The sequence below is a fragment of the Pseudomonas sp. FW305-3-2-15-C-LB1 genome, assembly GCF_058787615.1.
Genome location: NZ_JBYSZX010000012.1, coordinates 78790 through 100863 on the forward strand (window position 1 = coordinate 78790; position 22074 = coordinate 100863).

Genomic DNA, 22074 nt, shown 5'->3' on the forward strand with positions numbered 1-22074 from the left:
CCGCATTGCGCTATAAACTATGTCACACATTTTTTAGTAGTTAGGAGCATCAGCACATGCAACTGGGGATTATCGGACTAGGCCGCATGGGCGGGAATATTGCACGGCGCCTGATGCTCAATGGGCATACCACCGTTGTTTACGACCGTAACGAAACATTTGTAAAAGGCCTGAGCGAAGAGGGCGCCACCGGCGTTTCCGACCTCAAGGCGCTGGTTGACGGGCTGCAAAAGCCGCGCACCGTGTGGGTCATGTTGCCGGCGGGCGCGCCCACCGAAGACACCATCAACGCATTGAGCACGCTGCTCGAAGACGGTGATGCAATCATCGACGGCGGCAACACCAACTACAAGGACGACGTGCGCCGGGCCAAGGCCCTGGCGGAAAAGGGCCTGCACTATGTCGACGTCGGCACCTCCGGCGGCGTGTGGGGTCTGGAGCGTGGCTATTGCATGATGATCGGTGGCGACGCCGAGACCGTGCAGCGCCTTGATCCTATCTTCAAGAGCCTGGCCCCGGGCCTGGGCAATATCCCGCGTACCAAGGATCGTTCCTCCAGCGCCGACCCGCGTGCCGAGCAGGGTTACATTCATGCAGGCCCCGCCGGTTCCGGGCACTTCGTCAAGATGATCCATAACGGCATCGAGTACGGGATGATGCAGGCGTTTGCCGAAGGCTTCGACATTCTCAAGACCAAGAACTCGGAAAACCTGCCCGAAGACCAGCGTTTCGACCTGAACGTCGCCGACATCGCCGAAGTCTGGCGCCGTGGCAGTGTGGTCTCGTCCTGGCTGCTGGACCTGACCGCCGATGCCCTGGCCACCGACCCGAAACTCGACGGCTACTCCGGCTCCGTGGCCGACAGTGGCGAAGGCCGCTGGACCATCGAAGCCGCCATGGAACAAGCCGTGCCGGTGCCAGTATTGTCCACTTCGCTGTTCGCCCGCTTCCGTTCGCGCCAGCAGAGCACTTACGGTGACAAAATGCTCTCTGCCATGCGCTTCGGCTTTGGTGGTCACGTGGAGACTTCCAAAAAATGACCGCCAACGGCAAGAAACCTAAGGCCGAACCCGCTCCGCCCACCACCCTGTTTCTGTTTGGTGCCCATGGTGACCTGGTAAAGCGCCTGCTGATGCCGGCGCTGTACAACCTCAGCCGTGATGGCCTGCTGGGCGATGGCTTGCGCATTGTCGGCGTGGATCACAACGCCATCAGCGATGCCGACTTCGCCAAGAAACTCGAAGACTTCATCCGCACCGAAGCGGCGAGCAAGGTCAAGGGCAATGCCGACAACGCATTGGACCCCGCCTTGTGGGCGCAGTTGGCCAAGGGCATCAGCTACGTCGAGGGCGACTTCCTCGACGACAGCACCTACGCCGACATTGGCCGCAAGATTGCCGACAGCGGTACCGGCAACGCGGTGTTCTACCTGGCCACCGCGCCGCGCTTCTTCAGTGAAGTGGTGCAACGCCTGGGCAGTGCCGGCCTGTTGACGGAAACCGACGACAGCTTCCGTCGCGTGGTCATCGAAAAACCCTTCGGCTCCGACCTGGCCACCGCCGAGGCGCTGAACGCCAGCCTGCTCAAGGTGATGAGCGAGAAGCAGATCTATCGCATCGACCATTACCTGGGCAAGGAAACGGTGCAGAACATCCTGATCAGCCGTTTCTCCAACGTGCTGTTCGAAGCGTTCTGGAACAACCATTACATCGACCACGTGCAAATCACCGCCGCCGAAACCGTCGGCGTTGAAACCCGGGGCAACTTCTTCGAAAAGACCGGTACCCTGCGCGACATGGTGCCCAACCACCTGTTCCAGTTGCTGGCGATGGTGGCCATGGAGCCGCCCGCAGCCTTTGGTGCCGATGCGGTACGCGGTGAAAAGGCCAAGGTGATCGGTGCAGTGCGCCCCTGGTCCCTGGAGGATGCGCGGGCCAACTCGGTACGCGGGCAGTACACCGCCGGCGAAATCGGCGGCAAGCCACTGCCGGGCTACCGTGAAGAAGCCAACGTTGCGCCTGACAGCAGCACCGAGACCTTCGTCGCCCTCAAAGTGATGATCGACAACTGGCGCTGGGTCGGCGTGCCGTTCTACCTGCGTACAGGCAAGCGCATGAGCGTGCGCGACACTGAAATCGTGATCTGCTTCAAGCCGGCCCCGTATGCGCAGTTCCGAGACACCGAGGTGGACGAACTCAAGCCCACCTACCTGAAAATCCAGATCCAGCCGAACGAAGGCATGTGGTTCGACCTGTTGGCGAAGAAGCCCGGGCCAACCCTGGATATGGCCAATATCCAGTTGGGTTTCGCCTACAAGGACTTCTTCGAAATGCAACCGTCGACCGGGTACGAAACCCTGATCTATGACTGCATGACCGGCGACCAGACTTTGTTCCAGCGTGCCGATAACATCGAAAATGGCTGGCGCGCCGTGCAGCCGTTTCTTGATGCTTGGAAGGAAGACGACGGCATCCAGGCCTACAAGGCCGGTGAAGACGGCCCGGCCGCCGCCGACGCGCTCCTGGCCCGCGATGGCCGCACCTGGCACCGCCTCGGATGAGTGATGCAGCGATTCATCCCATCCGTTTTATCCTCAGTGACGTGGACGGCACCTTGCTCCACCCCGACCACAGCCTCAGCCAGCGCACCGTCGACACGGTGCATGCGCTGCGTGACGCCGGGGTGTTTTTCAGCCTGGCCAGTGGGCGTCCGCCCAAGGCCATGCTGCATCTGATCGAAACGTTCGGTATCGATGTGCCTGTGGTAGGCTTCAACGGTGGCACGCTGATCAACCCCGATGGCAGCATCCTGGTTGCCCACCATTTGCCGGCGGAAGCGGCGCTGGTCACCCTGGCGCTGTTTTCCGGCGAGCCGGACGTGGAAGTGTGGGTGTTTGCCGACGGTGACTGGCTGCGCCGCGACCCGCCCGGGCCGATGGTACAGCGCGAAGCCGATGGCCTGGGCTACGGGCCGGTGGTGGTGGAGAGTTTCGAGCCCTACCTGGATCGGATCGACAAGATCGTCGCCGCGAGCAACAACACCTCGTTGCTGGTCGAGCTCGAAGCGCAGTTGCAGCCCAAGGTACAGGGGCTGGCCCAGGTGTCGCGTTCACAACCGGTTTACCTGGATGTGACGGCGATGCTGGCCAACAAGGGCGAAGCCTTGAAGGCCCTGGCCGCACACCTGGGTATACCGCTGGAGCAGACTGCAGCGATCGGCGATGGCGGTAACGACCCGGCGATGTTCCAGGTGGCCGGGTTGTCGATTGCCATGGGGCAGGCGGAAGAAACCGTCAAGCGCCAGGCCAGTGTGGTCACCGGTAGTAACCTCGATGAGGGCGCCGCCGAGGCGATCGAGCGGTTTATCCTGGCAGGCTGGGAAGGCACCGACGTCGTGCGATAGACAGATACAGCAATGAGGCGGGGCACTGCGCCGACAATGGAAGCTGACTTAATGCGCCCGCTATGGCAGGGCGCTTCATCAGCAAGGAATGTCCCATGGCCGCCCTGTCTACTCCTCCCTGTCGCGAGCGTTGCGCGGCGCTTGCGCAGAACATCCTCCAACATTTTGCCGAGCCCCCTTCGTTGCGGGATGTTGCGTTGCGCGTGCTGCAACACCACCTGGGCACGCAGTACCCCTGGCTGCCCATCAATCACACCGAGCCGATATTGTTGCGACCGGTGTATCGCTACGACAACGGCAGTTACACCATTGAACGCCATGACGCACAAAACCTGCCGGATGCGCTGATCGAGCGTTGCGCGACGGGTCGGTTCGTCGATTTTGCCCAGGACCATTCCATCGTGCGCGACGTCGAGGGTTTGCCGCTGCCGTTGAACGTCGATATCGGTTATGTCGAGCGAATGCTCAATCAGCAGGGTCCGGTGTTGCTCGAGCGCTATCAGGAAGCGCTGGTGGATTACTGGATGAGCCGGGGAGAGGGCCAGGTCGTTCGCTACATAGGCCTGGCCGACATTCTCAGGAATGCGTTGATGGACGCGGCGACCCATGCAGCCTTGGCCGGGACTGAGTTGGATCTGGTGATGAGTCTGATCAGCCGCTCACAGCAGACTTCGCACCTGGAGCCGGCCAACGGGCAGGCCTACATCGTTGACCAATGGGGCGAAACCGGGGCAATCAACCTTGAGATGCTGCGCGGGCTGGTGCTGGTCAAGCAGCAGGGCGAACGTACGACGGTGTTGCTCTTCACCCTGTCGAAGGGCATTCAACGCTTTGATTCCCTGGCGCAATTGGGCGAATGGCTGGTCAACCTGTTGAGCGCAATAGCGTCCGGCCATTCGATGCAATGGCGTTTGTACCAGCCTGCTGGCAATATCTTCTACAGTTTCAGCCTGACCTTCCTGGCCAAACAACTGGCAGATATCAACGCCGTCCTGTCTTTGGTCCGAACATTTCCCGAACCACAATATGTACTGGAACGTGCAATGGAGGTCATCACCGCTGACTTTGACAGCACTGCCCTCGAATCCCCGCTCTTGGAGCGTCTGCGTAACGCACTGCCGGGATGGTTGATACAGGCACCCAATGACCTGCAATTGCAAATGAGCCGCCATGTCCTGGACCTGGCCAGACAGGTCCGGCAGCCGGACTGGCGAGCCTTTGACGAAGGCGTGCCGTCGTTGCTTGATTACGCGCGCCAGGGGCTGTCGGCGCAATTGGCCAAGGACCACCCCGGCGAACCGGTGCTCGACCCCGACCGCATCAAGGTGATGATCGAACTTGATGAGCGTGACCTGCAAACGCAGCCCGCGCTGTTGTGGCAGTTGCCGCCGTTATACAACCATGGCAGCTGGACCCTGAGCGAGTTTGCATGGTTGCCGTTGACGGCCGTCGATCCTGCACGACTTACGCTCACGGCGGCCCCTGGCGACCCTGATGTATCGCTCACACCCGCTCAAGCGCTGGCCGTGGTCGCGCGGGCTGATGTTCGCGGCGGCTACAATCGGTTGATCCGGGAAAAGTTCAAGGACAACGAGAGTGAGCGGCGCTGGCGCCAGGCCCAGTTCATCCGGCAAGTGCGCCTGCAAATACCCATGCTGGCGCTGGAATACCACCTCAAGTACCCCCAGGCGTTTTCCCGGAAAGCCTACACCAGCGTGGTCGCCGTATTTCAGCCGCGCGCCGCCGCCAAGACCGAGGCGATCGTGCTACGCCCTTTGGCATTCAACGCCCAGGTAGGCGAACAACCCGATACTGTTCGCAACACGTTCATCATCGGCCCGCGCAACCTCAACGCAGGCCCGCAAATACTGTATCGGCCAATGTGTGCAGTGAAATTCATCGAGTTTGCCACGGCCGACGCACTGATGGCGGCCATCGCCAGTCCCGGGCAATTGCAGTACCAAGTGTTGGCCTGGTTGCCGGAGACGGCAAGGTCGCGTTATTTGGTACCGGGCGTGACGGCTCCCAGCCCCGCGGCGTTCGAGGCGGTCGACTTCAATCAGTCGCTGTGGTCGGGCGACGGCATTGTCCTGGCTGACAGGGAGGTCGACGGCGACTATATGGAGGCGCTGTTCAGCAGCAGCGTCGACACGATGTTAAGCCTGACAGAACCGGTAGAGCCGACCGCGCTGGAGGTGTTCTGGGACTGGATCAAGCGCTTTCTCGGCGTAGGCCTGTTTCTGCTCCTGACCTTCTATGGGGGGGCGGTTGGCCGGGCATTGGGGTGGCTGTACCTGGCGTGGTCGGTGGTGCAGGACGTTCGCGTGATTGGCCAGGAGCACGCCGAAGACAAGGCTTCCAGCGTGGCCGACCTGTTGTTGAATATCGGTTTGCTCCTGCTCAGCCGTGGTCGTATTTCCACCAAGGCGGGAGTGCGATCGAAAACTGATGATTTGCTGGACCTGGCCCAGGGCGCGGATCTGGAGCAAAGTATTGAAATGAGCTGGAGCGAGGCAGCGGAACATCCGTCCGAAGGTGGCCAGACCAGTCGCATCCAGACGCCGACGGTTCAATTGCCGACGGTGCAGGGGCCTGAAGAGCTGGTGCGGGGGACGGGGGACCTGGAGCGGTTATGGAGCGGTCTGTTCCAGCGGCTGTCGGTTATTCGCCTGGCCGAACTGGCGCTGTACAAGGTCAGGCCGCTGCCGTATGCCGAGCGCATCAGCAGCGGTCAGCAACGTGGCTTGTTCCGTGCCGGCGGAGCCGTATACGCAAGTATCGATGGGGACATGTACAAGGTCGAGCAGCACCAGGGGGCCACGCGCGTGGTCAGCGACGACCTGGTGAACCGTTTCGGCCCCCAAGTGGTGGCCGGTGAACACGGGCAATGGTTGTTTTCCCCTGGGCCGGTCGTGCCCCACGACTTCCAGGAAGCCCTCGCGCTGGAGAAACAGCGTCTGGCGCAATTGAAAAGTGCCGAGCAACGACGCAAGGCCCTCGATGATGAATACAACCAATTGGTGCTGAAGTTTGCGGGCCTGGTCTATCCCGCCGACGATACGCTGCAGGTGCTGACCCAGCGCAGTGACGAGCCCGGCACGCTGGCACTGATCGAGGAGGAGTTGGCCAATGCGAGCACCGCGTTTTGGTGTTCCAGCGCGCTGATGGAGGCGCTCACCCGGCGTCGGGAAATGATGTTGATCAGGGAGTTCAGTGCGTTGTACAACCGGTTCGCCGCCGGAGCAGTCAAGGCGCGGCGCAATCAGACATTGTTGCTTGCCAGCAAACGCAAGGTCATGCTCCATGACGATCTTTTCAACGCTGCGTGGTTCGATGCACAGAGTCTGAGCAAACGGGTCCTGGATACTCGAACCTGGGGTGGGATCGCCGCAAGGCTGCCCGATTACGCAGCGCTGGAACTGGAGGCTATCGAGGCTTGCCTGGACGCCGAACGGCGTTTTGAAGACATGAAGCGCTCGGGCAGGATTGGCGACACGGCTGTTGCCGCGCTGGATAACGCGGCCTGGGCCGGTGGTCGCATGTCCTTGAAATGGCAAGAATTACACCTGCGCACCCTGGCGTTGCAGTGTTTCAACGGGCGAGTGAGCACCTTCAGGGATGCGACGATGGACCTGATCGAAGAGCTCACCGCGTTATGCAGCCTGAAGCTGTTGACTTATCGGGAGCTATATACCACCGGCCGTTTTAACCTGGACCATCAACTGCGAGTCGCCAATGACGCACTGGATGGGGTGGTGCTGGCCAACCTGCGCGTGGCTTACCATCTGGCCCCTTTGCCTCCCTATATTGTCCCTCAAGCACTGGGCAACTTTCGAAGCCATGTCAGGCGGCTGCAGCTCAGGCTGGAAGAAGAACTGATCGAGCGCTATCGGCACTACCAGGATGCCAGCCTGGAAGCCATTTCCACAAAAGTTACCAGCATGCCCAAGCGACTGATTGATGACGGCATATTGGGAGCGGTGATCGGCAATCCACGCAGTGTGCTCGAGCAAAGTGTCACCCATGAATATGTGGATGTGCTGGAGCCTTTCGACCATCGCCCTGTCTTTACATTCGAGCGTCCGGGGGTTGAACAGGAGTCCTTGTGGAGAGCAGTGCCGAGGCTTGTAACGCCGCCCGACAACGATGATGCGCTCCAGTCGCTCGCTGACATCGGCAATGAGGCACTGCGCCTGTGGCGCAATGCACAGCGAGAGTACGACCTGCTTTGCGGCCTGGAGACCATCCAGAGGTTGTCGCCCCGCTTGGCGCGCGGCGAATGGTGGAAGTATGCCCAGCGTATGAGGACGCAACGGGAGTTACTCATCAAGGCACTCAACGCGCGACCGGACTCGCCCGGGCATCGGGACCTGCAAGACTTCTTCCGACATACCCCCAGTGCGCTGTATGACGAGATCTTGCGCTACATGGAGGAGGGTTCGGCGATGCGTGACCGTATGATCATGAAGTACTCGCCGACATCGGAAGGGCTGTTGCAACTGTACAAGGCCTGGAAGGTCGACGTAGTGGAAAGGCCATCTTCAGTCGAACTGATCCGCGAGTTCGAAGTGCGCGAAAAGTCCAGCGGCCGCCCGCTGTGGCTGGCCCGTTTCCACTATAGGACACGGGCGGCACGGGATATCGGCTACCACTTCATTCGCGGGTATCTCAAACGCTTTGTAGAGCGCAACATCAGCTATAAGAAGTTGACAGACTATGCGGCGAATAATCGACTGCAACTGATCAATGTCCTGCGCTCGAACATTGATCACGAAGTTGCCGAAACCGTGTTCTTCACCGAAGACGTCAGCTCAACGGTGCGTTGAATTACTTCGGCATGGCCCAGGTTTGCAATTGATAGCCGCTCTTGTCCAACTCGGCACGAGCCTGCAACAGCAAGTTTTCCAACTGAGTTGGATCGGAATAGACGTCGGCATCCAGTTGCTGGCTGCCGATGCGGGTATTGGTGCGGTCGATGACGCTCAGGCTGAGGGCGCCATTGCCGTCATGCCAGGCCACGCACTGAAAGGGTTGGAAAGCACGGTCTGCGATCAAAAGAGCTTCGTTGATGCGGAGCGGGGCGTTCATGTGGGTCGTCTCTCTAAATGCCCATTCAAGTGATTGCCGGCGGTTGGGCTGACCGTGCGGCGGGTTACTTGTACTGATGCACGATGGCGGGGTACGGGTCACATGTTAGAACAACTATTTTCGTATTTTAGTGATTGACGTCATGTAAGCGGCTGTTTTGAAAGCTGAATGAAAGTTTCCCAGGTTCGCAACTTTATTCGTTGAAAACACCGGCCAGTGGCTTTTTGCCCACACTTATAGCGAAATGGTACAAGCCGCGCGTCAAGATCTTGCTAGTGTTAGCCGCAGACGTCACAAACCGTTGTTTCTAAATAACTTTAACAATTTTGACGCCAAGGAACAGTCATGGGTATGCCTCCCGTTCAACGTCGGTTGCTAGTGGTTGATCCCTGTGATGATTGCCACGACCTGTTGCCTGGATTGCGCGCAGCCGGCTGGGCGGTCGACAGTTGCCCGCTGGAAGGGGTCGGCGAGCGGTCCTGTGATGTCGGCCTGCTGCGCCTGCAACCCTCTCACCTGGAACGCCCTGAAGCGGTCAAGGAGTTGATTGGCCGCAGCGGCACCGAGTGGATTGCCGTGCTCAGCCCGGACGTACTGCGCCTGCAGAACGTCGGTGATTTTGTCTGCGAGTGGTTTTTCGACTTCCATACCTTGCCCTTCGACGTCGCCCGGGTGCAGGTCACCCTGGGCCGTGCCTTTGGCATGGCGCGCTTGCGCGGCAAGGGCTACACCCTGGTGGATGAGCCTGAGCATGAGCTGCTGGGCGACAGCCGGGCGATTCGTGAACTGCGTAAATTACTGTCCAAGCTGGCGCCCACCGAGTCGCCGGTGTTGATCCGTGGCGACAGCGGCACGGGTAAAGAACTGGTGGCCAGGACGTTGCACCGCCAGTCCCAGCGCCATGCCAAGCCCTTTGTCGCGATCAACTGCGGGGCAATCCCGGAACACTTGATCCAGTCCGAATTGTTCGGCCATGAAAAGGGCGCGTTTACCGGCGCCCATCAGCGCAAGGTCGGGCGTATTGAAGCGGCCCACGGCGGCACGCTGTTCCTGGATGAGATCGGTGATTTGCCGATGGAACTGCAAGCCAACCTGCTGCGCTTTCTGCAGGAAAAACAGATCGAGCGCGTCGGTGGCAGCCAGCCCATTCCCGTGGATGTACGGGTGTTGGCCGCGACCCACGTCGACCTGGAGGCCGCAGTTGAAAGGGGCGCTTTTCGCGAAGACTTGTATTACCGGCTCAACGTCCTGCAAGTGGTGACGGCGCCGTTGCGCGAACGCCATGGCGACGTGGCGATGCTGGCCAACCATTTTTCGCGCTTTTACAGCCAGGAGACGGGCCGACGCCCGCGCAGTTTCAGCGAGAGTGCTCTGGTGGCCATGGCCAAGCACGCCTGGCCGGGCAATGTGCGCGAGCTGGCCAACCGCGTGCGCCGTGGCCTGGTGCTGGCCGAAGGACGCCAGATCGAAGCCGCTGATCTGGGATTGCAGGCCGAACAGGCAATTTCCCCGCCGATGGCTACACTGGAAGACTACAAGCACCGCGCCGAACGCCAGGCGCTGTGCGATGTGCTCGACCGGCACAGCGACAACCTGAGTGTCGCCGCCCGTGTGCTGGGGGTTTCCCGGCCAACGTTCTACCGGTTGCTGCACAAACACCAGATCCGCTAGGGCGGGTAAACCGAAAAGCCCCGCAACGACCCTTATCGTTGCGGGGCTTTTCCTTATGTACTGTGGCGAGCGGGCTTGCCCTGCGTTGGGCTGCGAAGCAGCCCCCCACCCCCGGCTCTCCCTAAAAGTAATACGGAAACTTCAAGCTGAACGTAAAGTCCGGCGCATCATCCGTCATCCCGATCGCCAGGTTCGGCACGATCGTCAGGTTATCCGACGCGGCAATGGTCATGCCCACGTTGAAGTAACCGGCGTTGGCATCGCTGGACACCACTGACTGCCAGTCCCCTCCGTCAGGCTTGAGCTTGCTCTTGCGCTGCACCAGATCGGAGACCGAGAACGACATACTCATCTTCTCGTTCAAGGCAAATGCGACGCCTACACCGAGTTGGAAACTGTCACCCAGGCTGACCTTGCCGCCGACTTTCTGGTTGACGTCGCTGCTGATGTCGTCAAACGACTCCTCGAAGTTATGGGTATAGGAGAACGAGCCAAACAGCACCGCAGGGTCGAAGGTCTTGACCAGCGAGATACCCGGGGTAATCGACCAGACACCATTACCGGTGGGCAGGTTTTCCGGTACATACAGGTTGTCGTTGGCGGTTGACCTGACCAGCTTGATGCCGAACGGTTCTTTGCCCGTTGGCGCCTTGACGCGCAGCGACACTACCGCATCCGGCAGGGTGGGGGTTTCGTCGAGGAACTTGTAGGCCACACCGAAGTTGACGTCGCCAATGGTCGGGTCACGGCTCACCGACTCTTCCGAGGTGGCGTTGGCATTGTTGCCGGCGCCGCCCGACTGGTAGGTCGACTCGCGGTACACCACCGGTACGTTCACATCGAACTGCCAGCGGTTGTCGACGTTGTAGCGCCCCGTCAGGTCCAGGGTCCAGTTATCCGACTTGATCCGGTCCAGATTGATATTGCCCAGGAAGATCGAATCCAGCGCCAGGAAGCCGTTGAGTGTCAGTTGGCGTGCATCGTAGCGCGCATAAGTGATGCCGGTTTCAAAGCTGAATTTGCCATTGCCGAAGAAGCCGCTGGCCTCGTTATAGAGGTTGCTCACGCTTTGCGCAGGCGCCGAATCGTCCTTGAGCGACTGCCCATAGGAACTGCCGCCACCGCCCGCACCGCCGGAGGCCGCCGCCGCTCCCGTGCCTGCCACGGTGGCACCGCTGGCCTTTTGAAAGTCCGCCGGGGATTTGGCCAGGCGTTTGGGCGCGGGGGTCGCCGGCGTGTCCTCGACCTGGCGCACCCGTTGCTCCAACACCGCCAGGGCTTTCTGTTGCACTTCGTACCGCTGCTTGAGCTCCAGAAGTTCCTGCTTGAGGGTTTCGATATCGGCGTCTGGCGCGGCATACAACACGGATGCGGGCAAGAGCGTACTTAAACAGACCACCGCACGTAGCGATAACGATCGATGCATGAAATAAGCCGTCCTTTTCTAATGCGTAAGTGTCGAGGGTCAGCGTAGTTCAATAACCGAGAGTGCGTAGGCCTTTGAGTTGATCCAGATTGCAGTTCAACGCCGGGTTGTTCAATGCGTTATTCATGACCACGTTGAGTTGGGTCATGTTGTTGACGAAGTTGCTGTTTCCAGTCAATACCGTGCCTTGCAGCACCTGGCCGCCACCAATCTGCTGGAGGCTGTTGCCTTGGTTATGATTGGCCTGGATCGCCATCTGCAAGCCGCCATTGTTGGCCGAGACGCTCACGCGGCCTGCCGCGCTGTCGCCGGTCACGGTACCGCCGGCCACCAGCACCTGCCCCGATTGCGCGGCATTGGAAGGTGCAAAGCCGTTTTCAGTGACGTTGATCCCGACATTGTTGTAGGCGGTGTTTTTGTCGCCGGCGGCACGCACACTCTGGGTCACGCCTGTGCCGGTGCCCAGGCCGGCACCTCCGGTGACGTTACCGGTGCCGGCGTTCGGGTTGGTGCCGTTCCCGGTCGAGCCGGTGGTCTGCACGTAGAACTGCGGTGTAATGGTCGATGAATCGATTTGCATGCTGGCCTTGCCGGTGAGGGTGTCGCCCACGGCATTGGTCCAGGTGCTGCTCATGACAATACCGAAGCTGATGATCCGCCCCGGCATTACATAACGACCGCGCAACTCGGCCAATTCCGAATCCTTGAGTTCGATCGGCTTGAATGCCGATGAAGCATAAGCGGGCATTGAGGCTGCCAGACACAAGACCGTCAGCCAACGGGGAGTGTTCATCTGCTGCTCCTGGAGCGTCCTGCCCCTTATTGCGCTTCTTAGAAGAAGTCGCTCTGGATGAAACCGAAATCCATCAGCTCGGCATCGCCTACGGGCCTGAACTCATTCAGTTGGTTCTTGGCGGTCAGCGGTGTGGGCGGGTCCAGCAAGGCATTGGCCTTGTCGTAGCCTTCACCCAGCACGGCGAACACGATGCCGTTCCAACCCTTGACGAAGTCGTCGCGCGAATAGCGCTTGTGGCCCAGCACCGGGTCGCCGATATAGACCCAGTCCTTGTCGGCGCGCTGCAACACCACAAAGTGCTTGTAGCCACGAATCTCCAGCAGCACCACTACGGGGATTTTCACGGTCACCAGGGTGTCCGGCGAAATCTTGTAGCCCCGGGCCCGCATGCCGATGCTTTCGAGGTAGCGCTTCATGTCCAGCATGGAAAAACCCTGGGTGCGAACCAGGTCCTGGTCGGCATTGACCAGCATGCCTTTGATCACGTGGTCTTCATCGACGTCGAGCCAATAGCCCTGGCGCAGGATGGTGGCGAGTGCCGCGGCACCGCAGCTGAAATCGGTTTTCTGTTCCACCAGGTTGGCGAATTTGCGTTCACGGATGCTCTCGACCTTCTTGTAGATGACTGCACCGCCAGGCATGGCGGAAATCGCCATGGTGCCTGCCCAGGTCGGGCCGGTGAGCAGCATCAGGAGGGAAAGGGTCGCGAGGCGCATGATCGTGTGACCTGCTGGACACTGGAAAAAGAAAGGGGCCTTGTTGCCAAGGCCCCGTTGGATCAGAAGCGCACGCCGCTGCCGCAAACGCTGCAACCTTGGCCTATAGAGAAGCTGTTGCTGCCTTGGTTGCCGGCACCGGATTGCAGGTTCACACCTACGTTGCCGGAGTTGCGGTTAACCGAGTTGTCGAGGCTCGAGTTGTTGGAGACATACTGAGGTTTGCCGCCATAGCCATAGCCGTGGCTGGTAGCCGCCGTGTTGAGGTAGTTGTTGGCGAGCGAGTTTTGCTCGGTGTTGGCGGCCGCTGCGATGTTTTTGCCATCAGCGGTGGTGATTACCAGGTTGTTTTTAGCCTGGTTGCCTTGACCGGCTTGGCCGTTGTAACCCACGTTGCCGGAGTTACCGTTGATGCCGTTATCCACGGAGGCGTTGTTTTGGGTGCCCTTGTTGATGAAGTTGTTCAGCGCGCTGTTTTGGTTGACATCGACTACCGCGAAAACGGTAGCAAAGTCGCCCTTGGCGTTGGAGACCGCGCCAGAGTTGTCAGCCAGGTTGCCGCTGCCGGATTGAACGTTAACGCCGACGTTACCGCTGTTGCTGTTCACCGAATTATCGTTGGACGCGTTATTTTCGGTCTTGGTGTCATCGAACTTGTTGCCGATACTGTTTTGTACGTCCGTAACTACCGAGGCAACCACACCGGTAGGTTGAGGCGCTGGATGCCAGCCACCACCACCTGCTTGAGCTGCAGCAGCCATGAGTGCAGCGAGCGCGAAAACCATTGGTTTCAGAGCCATTTGAGGTTTCATGGTGTTTCTCCTTGCTTCTAATTAGTTGGTTAAGTGTTGGTACGGTCTAACGTGTGCTACCAAGCGGTTACTTGATAGTGATGCCCAGGGTGTTAGCCACTCGGTTCCCCACCCCAGCACTCTGGTTCACCTGAATCACTCCTCGGCTGCCGGTGAAGGCCTGGTCGCTTGTCACGACCTGGCGGCTGCCAGTGGTGGGGGTGAGCCCTGAGTCGGTTGCCAGCGTCGTCGTGTTCTGTTGCAACAGGACGCTGTCGTCGATGGCTTGCGGGTCAGAATTGACGCTGATCCGCACGGCATTGACTGATTGGTTATTGGCCCCGGCGGACTGGTTGACGCCCAACATGCCGTTGCCATTGGTAAAAGAAGTGCCCTCGATCGCCGCCTTGGCGTTCAGGGAAGGGTCGACCTTGCCGTCTATCCTCTGGGTATTGCCGGTGGTGGCCTGGCCGCCCAGCGTGACGGCGCGGTTGTTTGCCGTTTGCTGCTGGTTGCCCGCCGCCTGGTTGATCATCAGGTTGCCGGTGTAGTCCTTGCCGCTGTTGTTGATCACGGCGGTGTTGTCGGCCATGGCCACGGCGCTGCCCAGCAGGGCCAGAATGAACAGGGCGCGTTTCATGGTTTGCCACCCAGCATGCCGCCCAGGTTGTTCAAGGGCGCCATGCCGCGCTGAATCGAATCGCTGATCTGCCCGCCCATGCTGCCGCTGCCGCCCGAGCGGCTGGCTGCTGCGCCGGCACCCAGCGTGGACATACCGTTTTGCGTGGCACTCAAGCCGGTGAGGTTGCTGTTGGGCTGGAGGGCGCGGGTAATGCCCAGCCCGCTGCTGACGCTACCGAAGTCACGGTCGCTCAGCTCGCCGGACAGGGCGCTGTTGATTTCTCGGCTGGGATTGGCGTTGGCGGTCTGGGGATAAGGATCAGGACCAAAAGAGGAGCGGCCATACATGTGGCCCTCTACGTTGCGGCCCGTCACGATCACGCCGTCACCTGCCAGGGCTGGAAGACTGATACTGGCGCTGAGTACACAGCTGGCCAGCAGTACGTTCATCGAACCTTGAGTGAATGTGATCACGGCGGCATTCCTTATTCTTAACGCTGACCCTAAACAGCGTTGTGAGGGAAAGAGCAGAAGCCGTGCCGCTTTTGATTTATTACCGTTTTTCAAAGGCTTGCAATAACTGCAAGGCAAAATGATAGCCGTGCTGTATCAGCCGTGAGACAACCGCCCTGAAAGCCCCGGCTATCCAGCCACTGCACAACCGCTTCACCCCGTTGTATCAGCGCTGTAACACCGAACATGACGAAACGCTGAATCCGCTGCGCACGGGCGATCCAGGGACGGTGTGTGTAAAAAAAATGGACAGTGCGGGCGCAAGGATGCCTAAAGCACGACGCAACAGACTCAGCCTTTGGGGGCTTTACGCGGAATGGAATTGAGGACGGGATTGCCGTCCTGGTTCTGGGTCAGGTAGACCGGCAGAACCTTGGGCAGGGAGGGCACGAGGTTGTTGACCTCGTTGATGTTGTAGATACCGCCGATGCGAATCGTGCCGGTGTTGGCGTCGGCCAACATCACCGGTTTGCTGAGATAACGGTTGATCAGCGGCAATGCATCGGCCAGGGCCAGGTTGTCGAGGATCAGCTTGCCCTGGCGCCACGCCAGGGCCGAGTCATTGGGGCTGATTGCACGCACGCTCGGTGTGGCGTCGCCCTGTTGATAGCTGGCCTGCATGCCGTGGGTGAGGGGGACGCTGCCGTGCACCTGGTCGCTGCTGACCTGAACCGAGCCTTCCAGCAGCATCACCCGCACCTGGTCTTCATATTTCCAGACGTTGAACTGGGTGCCCGTGACGCGCACCTGACCTGCGCCGGCGTGCACGATGAAAGGATGGGTACTGTCATGGCTGACCTTGAAAAACGCTTCGCCCTTGTTCAGCGTGACGCGGCGCTGGTCCTTGTAGTTGCTGTAGACCAGTTCGGTGCCCAGGTTGAGTTCCACCTGGCTGCCGTCGCCCAGGGTGACCTGGCGCAAGCCGTTGGCAGCATCGAAGCGTTCATAGGAACTCGGCAGCCAGCCCGCTTCCCAGCCAGTGAAGGCGGCGAGGGGCAGGGCGGCCAGGCAGATGGCCGCTGCCACGGCATAGGTGCGCACCCGGCTGCGGGGTTTGGAGGGCACTGTTACCGGCGGGATGTCGCTGCGCGGCAAGTGGTCGGCGACGTCCCAGATCTCCAGCATCGCGGCGTATTCAAAGGCGTGCAGGGGGTGCGAATCATGCCATTGGGCAAAGGCCTGACGTTCGCCGGGCGTGCAATCGCTTGCATGCAGGCGCATGCACCAATGCGCGGCGGCGTCGGTGATGGCGTCATATTCGGCTTCTGAAAGGGACTTTTCGCTCATTTACTCATCCTGATTTCCCACATTCTAACCTCCCAAGGTGGACGGCGAGAACAGCCGTCATGGCGATTGCACATCAATTGGAACTTATTCTCGTTTGTTGCTACCTAAAAAAATATTCAGGACATTCCCACAATGGAGTACGACGATGCTGAAGAGAACCTTAGTCACCCTGTGTGCAACCACCGCCTTGCTCAGTGCAGGCGCTGCCCTGGCGGACAAGCCGGGCGCAGGCTGGATTACCATTGAAAAAGCCATCGAAGTGGCCAAGACCAAGGCCGGCTACGTCGAGGTCTATTCGGCAGAAGCCGACAACGACGGCTATTGGGAAGTCAAAGGCCGCAAGTCCGATGGCACCGTGTATGAAGCCCGTATCGACGGCGCATCAGGCAACGTTCTGCGTGACCAGAAAGACTGATACATCCTCCAGGGGCCTGTTCAGGCCCCTGGCTCCAAGCGCCTTCCCAGATGTGTAATCAGAAAGGTCACCGAGTCGGCATTTGCCAGGATGATGTCCATCCGAAGGTCCGCATTGCTCATGAATGTCTGCCGCGCTTCATCCAATGTCCTGGCGCCCGTGAGGTGCAGTACCCTGTCGCGCAGTTTGGTGGAGCCGGTCTTGCCGAAGTCTTCCCAGCGTTGTTCTAGTGCATCCCAGCTCTTGAACAGCATCGTTGCCGGCGTGAGCGCGGAGAGGGCAGTGCTTTGCAAAGTGGACAGGCTCGTGTGCTTGCGCAAGCCCTCGGCCGTACCGCGATGGATCAGGTCCACGAACGGGCGGATGGTGTCCATGTAGGCAATGTCTTCGGTGTTCGACGCCAAGTGACTGATCTCATGGATAAGGGTAGCAGCCCGTGCATGATCCTCGAGATCGAACGGTGCAGTGAGGTGCTCGCGGTATTGATCCATGCCGGTATTGAAAAAGCGATCCAGCAGATAGATTTTCCGCTCTGCATCCTCAGGAATCACAAAAGCGATTTCGTCGTCGATGGGCCAGCGTGAAGTGCCGGTGACAAATCGATTGGAGTCCAGGGTGAGTAGATCCTGCCGGGTCATCTCCTCCATGACTTCCATGACCCGGTTGCGGATTTTCTCCACTTGCCCGGGGTTGAAATTCAGCAGGCCGAACATCTCGCTCAAGAAGCGACCGACAGTGGATTCGGTAAGGCGCTGCAGTGCAAACTCCGCAAGGTTGCGCTGGCAGGTATTGGTGTAATACAGCGCAACGTTGAGTGCGCGGTCGATAGACAGCCCTTTGTCACGATCAAGCCCGCGAATGGCCGGCATGCCGACAGCCTCGATATTGATGGCGTCGCGTTCTGATAGATGGGTGCTGACCCGGTCCCTGATACGGGACACGGTTGGCCCGAAGCGCGGCTCGCGCATGGACAGATCGAACACCCACTGACCCTGTGCGTTGCGTTCGACAAAGGGCCCCAGTTCCCGAGCAAGGCTGACTCGCCATTGTGTGCCGCTGCGGGCGACCGGGTAGACTCGGCCGGCCACGGGCACATAGGTGCGGCTGTTGATCGGCTGGGTGTACACGTGGTTCTGGCGGTCGAGTGACAAATCGGTCAATGCCACCGTGACGTCTTCGAACCGCCGTAACCGAGTGCGCAATGGGTCTGTGATGTCCAGGGTTTCTACGGTGGTGGCAGGCACCGGGCCTTCCCAGGTCGTGGGTGGCTGCGTGTCAGTCTCAGCCGCGGTCACACCGTCGAGCTCTTTGCGCAGCGACGCCATTGAAGCCACGCCTTGGATAAACAGGCGCAGACCGGCGCCAAAGTGCTGCTCTTGCAAATTCTCGGCGGAGGCTTCAAACAGCCTGAAGCTACGCCAGACCACCAGCGGAAACTTGAGTTTGCCCGCAATGAATTGCAGTGCCATGGGAATGCCTTTACGTACAAGGCTGGTTACGCCCTCCCACAGATGCTTGCCCTCTTTGGTGAATTGGTTGGAAAGCATGTTGATCAACTGGAGGGCATTGTCATGAAACAGCAGTCGCAGCAGGTTGCCTCTGATCGGATTCGAAGCCAGGCTGATGTTTTCTTTTTCTTTTTCTTTTTCTTTTTCCTGCGAGGTCGACGCTTCGAACAGATTGCGCCATGTTGCCTGTTCGGGATCCCCCAACTGGCTGATGATCCAGGCCTGAAGTGGGCCTGGGCGGCTGATGTCATCCAGCAATTTTTCTTCGTCGCCGTATTCCTTCAAAACGCTCAACGGGGCATAGGGTGCATAGAGCACCAATGGCCCGCTTGTTCCGGCCCTCGCGCCTATCACATAAACGCCAGGCACCCTGGCCGGAGTCGCCCCGCGGGTGGCAATCAGTTCCAGCGGACGGATCATTGCGGTGGCGCCGCTGACAGCTTCCCGGGCAACGGCATCTGGCATATCGAAAATCTGTTGGATAAAACCCCACGCCGTCGTGCTCAGGCGTTCCGCCAGCTTTTCCTCGTGGGCATGCAGCAGTACTTGCCACGGAAGCTGCTGACAGAATAGCTCGCGGCGTTTGCGCGCATCCTCGGTGTCAGCTGTCAGGTGGGTGGTCAACAGGTCGCGGTAGATTTTCCCGATGTCCAATTGGCGTACCAATTGGACGATCGCTTCGCCATTCAATGCGGCGGGCAAGGGTGTTGTGCCGCGTGCGTGCGGTGTGAGGTTATCGGGCTGCAGGTCGGGCAAATGGCGCAGGGCAAACTCAGTCAGGCTTTGGGTGTGCCCATTGAGTGCCAAGCGTGCCGGGATCAGAATGTCGTCCGGGGACAATGCCTGGTGTGGGAAGCGCGCGTTGAGCAGGGCGGTCAATGTTTCAGCGACCTGTTCCTCCAGAAGCGGCAGGCTATGAAGGTAATCTTGGTTATCCGGGGCGCTGAGACGATATTGCTCGAGCAGTTCGGCATGCAGCAACTGATCCTTTGGCGACGCCATGCCCAGCCAGGCAGGCAGGCCTTGCTGTTGGATCATGGCATTGGCAATGGCTTTCGCCCTGCCGATATTTGACGGTGCCACACGGCCCATCTCGGCATCCAGGCAGTCCTGCAACTGGATCGGTTCCAGAGGCATGGCGAGCCAGTAGTCGAGGGTATCCAGATGATGCACCAGGTGGCTCTTTTGGCGGTTGAGTAAAAAATGCTCGTCGATACGCTGCAATGGGCCCAGTCGGTATCGCTGGTGCGGGGAGCGCAGGCTGATGGGCAAGTTCTGCAGCAGGGCGGTGCGTCGGCCAGGGTGTTCCAGGCGCTGTTGAAGCCGGTTGCGCAGGCTGGTCAGCGAGTCGAAGGCTTCATGGCCGCGCTGCGGCGTCCACAGCACGACTGCACCGGAGAGGCGCGGGTCCAGTCCGCCCCGTTCCGTCAGCACAAAACAGTTGGCCAGGGGGTGAACCGGCTTGTCACCGTTGATGCTGACCGTGACCTCGAAAACATCCGGCAAGAAACCGTGCAATCCATGGCGTTTATCGCGGGTCATGCTGTCGCGACGCAAGACCGTATCCAGCATCGCGTAAGGGGTTTGGCCCAAGGTGTTGTTGAGCCGCCGTAGCTCTGCCTCACTGCGCAGGCCGTGGAGGAGGCTTGCGATCATTTGATCACCATGGTTTTTCATGAATCGCCCGGGCAACGAACGTACGTCGCGTTTGACGAAGTAGGCGGTGGTCTGCGTGATCACTGCATTGAAAATATGGCTGTTGAGGTTGTTCAAGCTCAAGGCTGCGCCGTCGCGCCGCGCGCCGTAAAAACCGATGCGCGGTGAGCTGCCTATATCCGCGGCGGCGTTGGCCAGGCGCTTGATGAAGTGCTCGACCATGTTGACCGATGACTGCGGCAGTCGCTCTTCCCTGTCCTGCGCCTCGCTGGGGTAGGTATTGACGTAGACGTCGCTGGCATCCAGGCCCAGATGGCGCTTATTCATTTCCTCATTGAGGGCTTTGGTGGCCAGGCTACGCACCGTCGGGTGAGTGGCCCGTGCGGCCAGCAAGGCGTTTTCATCGGTCTGCAGTGCTTGGAGTTGCAGTTTGGCGCGTTCTGCCTGCACGGTGGATGGCCGGCCGTTTCCGCTGCTGACGGGGTGCATGCTCCAGCGTCCGCTGGCGTCGAGGTCCAGCAGGCGGCTGTCGAGCATCTGGCGGATGTCCAGGGAGCAATCGAGCAAAGCGGCCAGGTCCACGGTGCCCTCGCTGCGGCGGAATTGCGTCAGTGCATGCTCCAGGTTGCTCAGTTGCTTGTCTTGAATGTCTGTGAGCATCCCACCGAACACACTGCCCTGTGTCGCCCGCCCGCTAACCTGTACGCCACGCATGGCGAGGTAAATGCTGCGCTCCTCCAGGGAGAGGAAGTTCAACAATTCGTCTTGATGCCCGGCGGCCTTGAGCATGCTCAACAGCGTGTCGTTCAGGTCGTCGACATCCTTGAGCACCTGCAGCCCGCGTGATTGGGTGTACAGGTAGGCGTGCTCGTCACTGATCAACAATGTGGCGGCAAGCTCCACGTGATGTTGATAGGGCGCATGGATGCTGATTTTTTCGATGCGCAAGCCTTTTTGCCACGCGTTGCGCTCAGCCTCGTCGGGGAGGAAGACGGCGAGCAGGCGGTAGGCGTTGTCTGAGGACAAAATGTCGCTTTGTGACTGGCGCTTGAGCAGCATGTCCAGGCGGAACTTGTCGCTCATGATTTGAGTAAACAAATCCAGGCGTGACATGTTCTGGCTGATGGGGGCATTCCACCAGGTTTGCAGCAGGGCGCTCAGCAGCTTGGAGAAGATTGCGCTGGCTTGCTGAACCAGGCTTTCCCAGCGTTGCAGGTCTTGTTGATGCTGGGCCGCGCTGAACCGGCTGGTGTCATGCCTGGGGTTGACGAAAGTGCGTGTGCGCTGCGCCGGCCAATCGTGCCTGGCGTAGTACTGCAGCAAGGTTTCAGCCAGGGTGGCCGAAGCCACCCAGTGGGAAGTGCTCCCGGGAATGTCCGGGGTTGATGAGACGAAACTGTTGACCCGCGTGTCTTTGAGCTTGAGCCCTTGAAAGTGTGGGCTCGCTGCCCCGACAAGGTCGAGGACCGCTTCCAGCAGGTCGGGCAGCGTCGGCAGGGTTTGCAGTTCTTTCAACGCCCACTGCAGATCCTGGGTCTGGTTGGCGCGCAGGGTGTTTTGCTGGTCTTCGAATACCGCGTGTTCAACCGTGGCGGTGCTGAGCGTGAAGGGGCTGCCGGGGTTGAACTGGTTGCGCCATTCAATAGGTACAAACCTGATTAAATCAAGGTATGAGGTTGGGTCTTTGAGTCGCCGGGTTATCTCATCCAGGCAGTCCTTGCGCTGATTGAATACCTCGATACCGGCATAGGGGGTGTAGAGCGCAGTCTTTTTCTCTTCGGGGCTCGAACTCATCATGAACGCACCGGCGAGCGCGACTGCACGCTTGCCGCGCCTTTTCAACATCAGGGTTTCCACGGTCATCGGCGCGTCACGATTATAGCGCCCGACATGGGTGGCGCCGTACACCGTACTCAGCCAATTGACATCCTTGAGTGTCAAACCCAGCGCCCGCTCTCGGTCGGTTGGGTGTTTTCTCGAAACCGGACGCAGGTACTCATCAAAAAAATACGGGGGATCTACATGGGCCATGAGCTGCTCTCTGTAAGGGCCTGGGGATGGCAACGATGATGAGCAGCACGTTAGGGGCAAAGGGTGCGATGACTGCGGTACATAACTGATCGGAGACGGCCATGCCGATAAAGTCGATTGACAGCAGGCCGTCGGCGCGTTGTTTAATCATGG

The 22074-nt window shown here is 59.6% G+C and carries 15 protein-coding genes; 6 read left to right on the top strand and 9 right to left on the bottom strand.

Features of this window, described 5'->3' with window-relative positions; genetic code table 11:
* The first annotated feature begins 56 nt into the window (after positions 1 to 56).
* The 4 genes from gnd to AC3WP7_RS21665 all read left to right on the top strand — a co-directional run bounded on the left by gnd (position 57) and on the right by AC3WP7_RS21665 (position 8228).
* Positions 57 to 1040 carry a phosphogluconate dehydrogenase (NAD(+)-dependent, decarboxylating) gene (gnd, locus tag AC3WP7_RS21650; RefSeq protein WP_071490650.1) on the top strand — a complete coding sequence of 328 codons (984 nt, stop codon included), beginning with the start codon at positions 57 to 59 and terminating at the stop codon, positions 1038 to 1040.
* Complete coding sequence (gene zwf / locus AC3WP7_RS21655) at positions 1037 to 2560, top strand: glucose-6-phosphate dehydrogenase (RefSeq protein WP_071490649.1); 1524 nt, start codon at positions 1037 to 1039, stop codon at positions 2558 to 2560. Before gnd ends, zwf begins: the two co-directional genes overlap by 4 nt.
* Positions 2557 to 3402, top strand: coding sequence for an HAD family hydrolase (locus AC3WP7_RS21660; protein WP_102592824.1), 846 nt, complete (start codon positions 2557 to 2559; stop codon positions 3400 to 3402). Before zwf ends, AC3WP7_RS21660 begins: the two co-directional genes overlap by 4 nt.
* A gap of 95 nt (positions 3403 to 3497) precedes the next feature.
* Positions 3498 to 8228: a dermonecrotic toxin domain-containing protein gene (locus tag AC3WP7_RS21665; RefSeq protein WP_102592823.1), complete on the top strand. Its 4731-nt coding sequence runs from the start codon at positions 3498 to 3500 to the stop codon at positions 8226 to 8228.
* Position 8229: 1 nt separating this feature from the next.
* Here AC3WP7_RS21665 and AC3WP7_RS21670 read toward each other — a convergent pair whose 3' ends face one another.
* On the bottom strand, positions 8230 to 8490 hold the full coding sequence (locus tag AC3WP7_RS21670; RefSeq protein WP_093514511.1) for a hypothetical protein: 261 nt from the start codon (positions 8488 to 8490) through the stop codon (positions 8230 to 8232).
* 345 nt (positions 8491 to 8835) lie between these two features.
* On the opposite strand from AC3WP7_RS21670, the gene AC3WP7_RS21675 reads away from it, so the two are divergent.
* A complete protein-coding gene (locus AC3WP7_RS21675; RefSeq protein ID WP_102592822.1) occupies positions 8836 to 10161 on the top strand; it encodes a sigma-54 dependent transcriptional regulator in 1326 nt (441 codons plus the stop codon).
* A 121-nt stretch (positions 10162 to 10282) separates the two neighbouring features.
* On the opposite strand, the gene fapF is transcribed toward AC3WP7_RS21675, so the two are convergent.
* The 7 genes from fapF to AC3WP7_RS21710 all read right to left on the bottom strand — a co-directional run bounded on the left by fapF (position 10283) and on the right by AC3WP7_RS21710 (position 16311).
* Positions 10283 to 11587 carry a fibril amyloid transporter FapF gene (gene fapF / locus AC3WP7_RS21680; RefSeq protein ID WP_093514509.1) on the bottom strand — a complete coding sequence of 435 codons (1305 nt, stop codon included), beginning with the start codon at positions 11585 to 11587 and terminating at the stop codon, positions 10283 to 10285.
* Between the two features lie 49 nt (positions 11588 to 11636).
* Positions 11637 to 12380, bottom strand: coding sequence for a fibril amyloid subunit FapE (gene fapE / locus AC3WP7_RS21685; protein WP_102592821.1), 744 nt, complete (start codon positions 12378 to 12380; stop codon positions 11637 to 11639).
* Between the two features lie 38 nt (positions 12381 to 12418).
* The gene (gene fapD, locus AC3WP7_RS21690; RefSeq protein WP_071490642.1) at positions 12419 to 13099 is read right to left on the bottom strand and encodes a fibril amyloid maturation endopeptidase FapD; all 681 of its coding nucleotides are present in this window, start codon (positions 13097 to 13099) and stop codon (positions 12419 to 12421) included.
* A gap of 62 nt (positions 13100 to 13161) precedes the next feature.
* Positions 13162 to 13911 carry an amyloid-like fimbrin subunit FapC gene (gene fapC, locus AC3WP7_RS21695; RefSeq protein ID WP_102592820.1) on the bottom strand — a complete coding sequence of 250 codons (750 nt, stop codon included), beginning with the start codon at positions 13909 to 13911 and terminating at the stop codon, positions 13162 to 13164.
* Positions 13912 to 13978: 67 nt separating this feature from the next.
* Positions 13979 to 14530 (bottom strand): fibril amyloid subunit FapB, encoded by a 552-nt coding sequence (gene fapB, locus AC3WP7_RS21700; protein ID WP_102592819.1) that lies wholly within the window; start codon positions 14528 to 14530, stop codon positions 13979 to 13981.
* Entirely contained in the window at positions 14527 to 14985 is a 459-nt protein-coding gene (gene fapA / locus AC3WP7_RS21705) for a fibril amyloid chaperone protein FapA (RefSeq protein ID WP_492561390.1), read from the bottom strand. Before fapA ends, fapB begins: the two co-directional genes overlap by 4 nt.
* A 330-nt stretch (positions 14986 to 15315) precedes the next feature.
* A complete protein-coding gene (locus tag AC3WP7_RS21710; RefSeq protein WP_102592818.1) occupies positions 15316 to 16311 on the bottom strand; it encodes a FecR family protein in 996 nt (331 codons plus the stop codon).
* A gap of 145 nt (positions 16312 to 16456) precedes the next feature.
* Here AC3WP7_RS21710 and AC3WP7_RS21715 point away from each other — a divergent pair, with 145 nt between their 5' ends.
* Positions 16457 to 16726, top strand: a complete 270-nt coding sequence (locus AC3WP7_RS21715; RefSeq protein WP_092248979.1) for a PepSY domain-containing protein — start codon at positions 16457 to 16459, stop codon at positions 16724 to 16726.
* A 20-nt stretch (positions 16727 to 16746) separates the two neighbouring features.
* Here AC3WP7_RS21715 and AC3WP7_RS21720 read toward each other — a convergent pair whose 3' ends face one another.
* Complete coding sequence (locus AC3WP7_RS21720; protein WP_309475189.1) at positions 16747 to 21831, bottom strand: dermonecrotic toxin domain-containing protein; 5085 nt, start codon at positions 21829 to 21831, stop codon at positions 16747 to 16749.
* Positions 21832 to 22074 lie beyond the last annotated feature (243 nt).